The sequence below is a fragment of the Massilia sp. NBRC 108631 genome (genome assembly GCF_059704565.1).
Window position 1 is genome coordinate 1 of record NZ_BAAKJE010000199.1, and the last position, 3,931, is coordinate 3,931.

The 3,931-nt window shown below is 64.4% G+C and carries 4 protein-coding genes; 3 read left to right on the forward strand and 1 reads right to left on the reverse strand.

What is annotated here, in order from left to right; translation table 11 throughout:
• From AC6H42_RS21940 to AC6H42_RS21950, 3 genes are all read left to right on the forward strand, one after another.
• Positions 1 to 1,404, forward strand: a 1,404-nt coding sequence (locus tag AC6H42_RS21940) for a glycoside hydrolase family 28 protein (RefSeq protein ID WP_497548929.1), incomplete at its 5' end; no start/stop codon positions are given.
• Positions 1,404 to 2,603, forward strand: a complete 1,200-nt coding sequence (locus AC6H42_RS21945) for a glycoside hydrolase family 88/105 protein (protein WP_057156554.1) — start codon at positions 1,404 to 1,406, stop codon at positions 2,601 to 2,603. The genes AC6H42_RS21940 and AC6H42_RS21945, both read left to right, overlap by 1 nt.
• A 17-nt stretch (positions 2,604 to 2,620) precedes the next feature.
• Positions 2,621 to 2,914: an L-rhamnose mutarotase gene (locus AC6H42_RS21950; protein ID WP_373888188.1), complete on the forward strand. Its 294-nt coding sequence runs from the start codon at positions 2,621 to 2,623 to the stop codon at positions 2,912 to 2,914.
• A 2-nt stretch (positions 2,915 to 2,916) separates the two neighbouring features.
• Here the strand turns inward: AC6H42_RS21950 and AC6H42_RS21955 are convergent, their stop codons facing one another.
• Positions 2,917 to 3,819 (reverse strand): alpha/beta hydrolase, encoded by a 903-nt coding sequence (locus AC6H42_RS21955; protein ID WP_497548930.1) that lies wholly within the window; start codon positions 3,817 to 3,819, stop codon positions 2,917 to 2,919.
• Between the last annotated feature and the right edge of the window lie 112 nt (positions 3,820 to 3,931).

Below are 3,931 nucleotides of genomic sequence, written 5' to 3' on the forward strand. Positions count from 1 at the left end.
GCGGTCCTGGCGCGGGCCATGCCGGCCGCCAGCGCCAAGGACTATAGTGTGGACAAATACGGCGCCAAGGGCGACGGCACGACCATCAACACCAAGGCCATCCAGGCCGCCATCGATGCGGCGGCCAAGGACGGCGGCCGCGTCGTATTCCCGGCCGGGACTTACCTGAGCGGCTCCATTTTCGTCAAGAGCGGCGTCACGCTCAACGTGGGGAAGGGCGCCACCATCCTCGGTTCGCAGAACATCCAGGACTATCCGGTCATGCCGACCCGTATTGCCGGCATCGAGATGAGCTGGCCGGCGGCGCTGGTAAACGTCTATGAGCAGAAGAACGCGGTAATCGAAGGGGAAGGCACCATCGACGGCGACGGAAAAATATTCTGGGACAGCTACTGGACTCTGCGCAAGGAGTACGAACCGCGCGGCCTGCGCTGGGCCTCGGACTACGACGCGCAGCGACCGCGCCTGGTACAGGTATTCAACTCCTCCAACGTGAAGGTCGGCGGCGGCCTGCTGCTGCGCCGGTCCGGCTTCTGGACGCTGCATATTTGCTACTCCAGCGACGTGACGGTGGACGGCGTTGTGATCCGCAACAATGAAGGCGGACGCGGACCGTCGACGGACGGCATCGACATCGATTCCTCCAAGCGCATCCTGGTGCAGAACGCCGACATCGCTGTCAACGACGATGCGCTGTGCCTGAAAGCCGGTCGCGATTCCGACGGCCAGCGGGTGGCCCGCACCACGGAGGACGTGGTTATCCGCGACTCCATCGTGCGCGACGGCGCCGCCGGTGTCACTTTCGGCAGCGAAACAGCAGGCGGCTTCCGCAATATCGAGGCCTACAACATCACCGTGGTCGGCAACGTACCGGTCGGTATCCTGTTCAAGTCCGCGCATACCCGGGGCGGCTTCGGCGAAAATCTGCGCCTGCACGATTTCAAGATGACGGACATCCCGGTCGTCATGCGCATCACCATGAACTGGAACCCGAGCTACAGCTACGCCACCATTCCGCCGGAGATCAAGGACTATCCGCCGTACTGGAAAGTGCTGGCCACGCCGGTGCCGAAGGAAAAGGGCCGCGCATTCTTCCACGACGTGAGCATCTGGAACATCAAGGCCACCGGCGCGACCACGGCGTTCGAGGTCAGCGGCTACAAGGAAGTACCGCTGGAGCGTTTCAGCCTGAAGAATATCGATATCCAGGCCAGGCAGGGCGGCCATATCTATGACGTGAAGGATTGGCAGTTCACCGACGTAAAACTGGCCATTACCGCGCCGGTGGAGTTGGAAGAGGCCGCTGCCGTGCGCGGCCTGCCTGCCGGCGCAAGCGTGGTGCGCCAGGTGCGCAAAGTGGAAGACCCATCGAAGAAGAGCTTTGAAGAACAGGACAAGACCTGATGTTTAAGCAGACCACACTTTTCCTCTCCCTCGGCCTGGCGTTCGGGCTTGCCGCCGGCGCAGCCTCCGCCCAGCAGAGTTACCCCTTGCCGACTGCTGCCCAGCAAGCCATCGTCGAGAAGGACACCAGCCGCAAGTTCGGCGACGCGCCTGCCGACGGCGGGCCGCTGGCAACCGATCTCTCGCCCGCGCTGGAGCCGGCCGCCATCGACAAGGCCCTGCGCAAGGTGGCCGACTGGCAGCTGGACCGCACCATGCGCCATCTGGACAAGATCTGGACCTCGGCAGTGCTGTTTACCGGCTTCATGGCAGCCAGCGAAGCCACCGGCGACCCGAAATACCGCCACGCCATGCTGAGCATGGCCAAGGGTTTCAATTGGGAGCTGCGCACGCCGTATCCGAACGCGGACGATATCAGCGTGGCGCAGACCTACCTGGAGCTGTATGCGCTGGACCCGTCGCCGGAGAAGCTGGCGGCCACGCGCACCCAGCTGGACATCCTGATCAACCTGAAAACGCTGAAGCCCGGCGACGACCGCCTGCCGTGGTGGTGGTGCGACGCGCTGTTCATGGCGCCGCCGGTCTGGCTCAAGATGTACAAGGCCACCGGCGAGCGTAAATACCTGGACTACGTGCACGAACAATGGCAGAAGACCTACGATCTGCTGTACGACAAGCAGGAGCACTTGTACGCGCGTGACGCGAGCTACATCGGCAAGACCGAGCCGAACGGCAAGAAGATCTTCTGGTCGCGTGGCGAAGGCTGGGTGTTGGGCGGGCTGGCGCGCAGCCTCGACTACATTCCTGCGGACGACCCGAAGCGGCCGTTCTACATCCGGCAGTTGCGCGAGATGTCGGCCGCCGTGGCCAGGCTCCAGGGACCGGACGGCCTGTGGCACGCCGGCTTGCTTGACCCGGCCACTTATCCGTTGCCCGAGATTTCGGGTTCGGCGCTATTCGTGTACGGCATGGCCTACGGCGTGAACAAGGGCTACCTGGATGAGAAAACCTACCGCCCGGTGATCGAGCGCGCGTGGGCCGGTATCCTGAAGAGCGTTTACCAGGACGGCCGCCTGGGCGGCATCCAGCAAACCGGCGCGGAACCGGCGTTTTACCGGCCCGCGTCCAGTTACAACTACGGCGTGGGCGGCTTCCTGCTGGCTGCGGCCGAACTGAAGAAGATGGCGGTAAAAAAATGACGATACGCGCGTTCCGCATGAAACTGAAACCCGGCACGGTGGAGGAGTACCGCCGCCGGCACGACGAGCTGTGGCCGGACCTCGGCCGCGCGCTGGGCGAAGCAGGCATCTACGATTATTCCATCTTCCTCGACGAGGAAACGCTGCATCTGTTCGCGGTGCTCAAGCTGCGGCAGGAAAATCACATTGCCGAGCTGCCGAAGAAGGAAGTGATGCAGCGCTGGTGGGACTATATGGCCGACCTGATGGAAGTGGAACCCGGCAACCGGCCGCGCGAATGGCCGCTCGAGCAGATGTTCCACTTCGCCTGATGTTACTTCTTTGTCAGCAGGCCGCGTGCGCGCAGCCATTCCTCGGCGCGGCGCGGCCAGTCGGAGGAAGTGCCCAGGCCATCGCGCATACCCATGCCGTGGCCGCCGCGTTCTAGCAGATACATCTCGGCCGGCACGCGCGCCTTGGTCAGCGCCTGGTAGAACAGGATGCTGTTCTCAACCGGCACCGACTGGTCTTCCTGGGTGTGGATCAGCAGCGTGGGCGGCGTGGCGGCGGTAACCTGCTTCTCCAGCGACATTAGCTTCACCAGGTCGGCCGGCGGCGATTTGCCCAGCAGTGCCTGGCGCGAGCCCATGTGCGCGGCCGGCGGTTCCATGGTGATGACGGGGTACATCAGCATCAGGAAGTCCGGCCGGCCGCTGGTGCCGTCAAGCGCGGCGCCAGTGCGGCCGGCCGGCAGGTCGAACAGCGTGCCCGCGCTGGCCGCCAGGTGGCCGCCGGCCGAGCTGCCCATCACGCCGATGCGCGCCGGGTCGATGCCGAATTCCTTGGCCCGCGCGCGCACCATGCGCACGGCGCGCAGCACGTCCTGCAGTGGCGCCGGATGGCCGAATTCCTGCATGCGGTACTTGAGCACAAAGGTGGTGACGCCCAGGCCGGAGAGCCAGTTCGCATACTGCGTGCCTTCGCGGTCGGCCGAGAGCCGCACATAACCGCCGCCAGGGCATATGATGACGGCGGTGCCGTTGGGCCGGTCCACCGCAGGCCCGACCAGCGTCATGGTAGGCTCGCTGACGTTGGAAATGCGGCCTTCCTGGAGCTGCTCGGCGCCCATGCCGGCGCGGGCGCCGGGCACGCCCTCGGGCCACAGGGCAATGACGGGATTGGCGCTGGCCAGCGCGGCAATGCAGCTGATCATGGTCGCAAGTATGAGTTTTTTCATGGTGTCGGAGAGAATATCAGAGATGAATAAGATGAGTGATCGCAAAATGAACCGATTGTGGACCATGCTGGGTGCGGCCTGGCTGGCGGCCGGCGCGGCTGCCAGCCAGGCC

Bases quoted from the DNA above. Each gene is read 5' to 3' on its own strand.
- AC6H42_RS21945 (WP_057156554.1), top strand. From the start codon at position 1,404: ATGTTTAAGCAGACCACACTTTTCCTCTCCCTCGGCCTGGCGTTCGGG.
- AC6H42_RS21950 (WP_373888188.1), top strand. From the start codon at position 2,621: ATGAAACTGAAACCCGGCACGGTGGAGGAGTACCGCCGCCGGCACGAC.
- AC6H42_RS21955 (WP_497548930.1), bottom strand. From the start codon at position 3,819: ATGAAAAAACTCATACTTGCGACCATGATCAGCTGCATTGCCGCGCTG.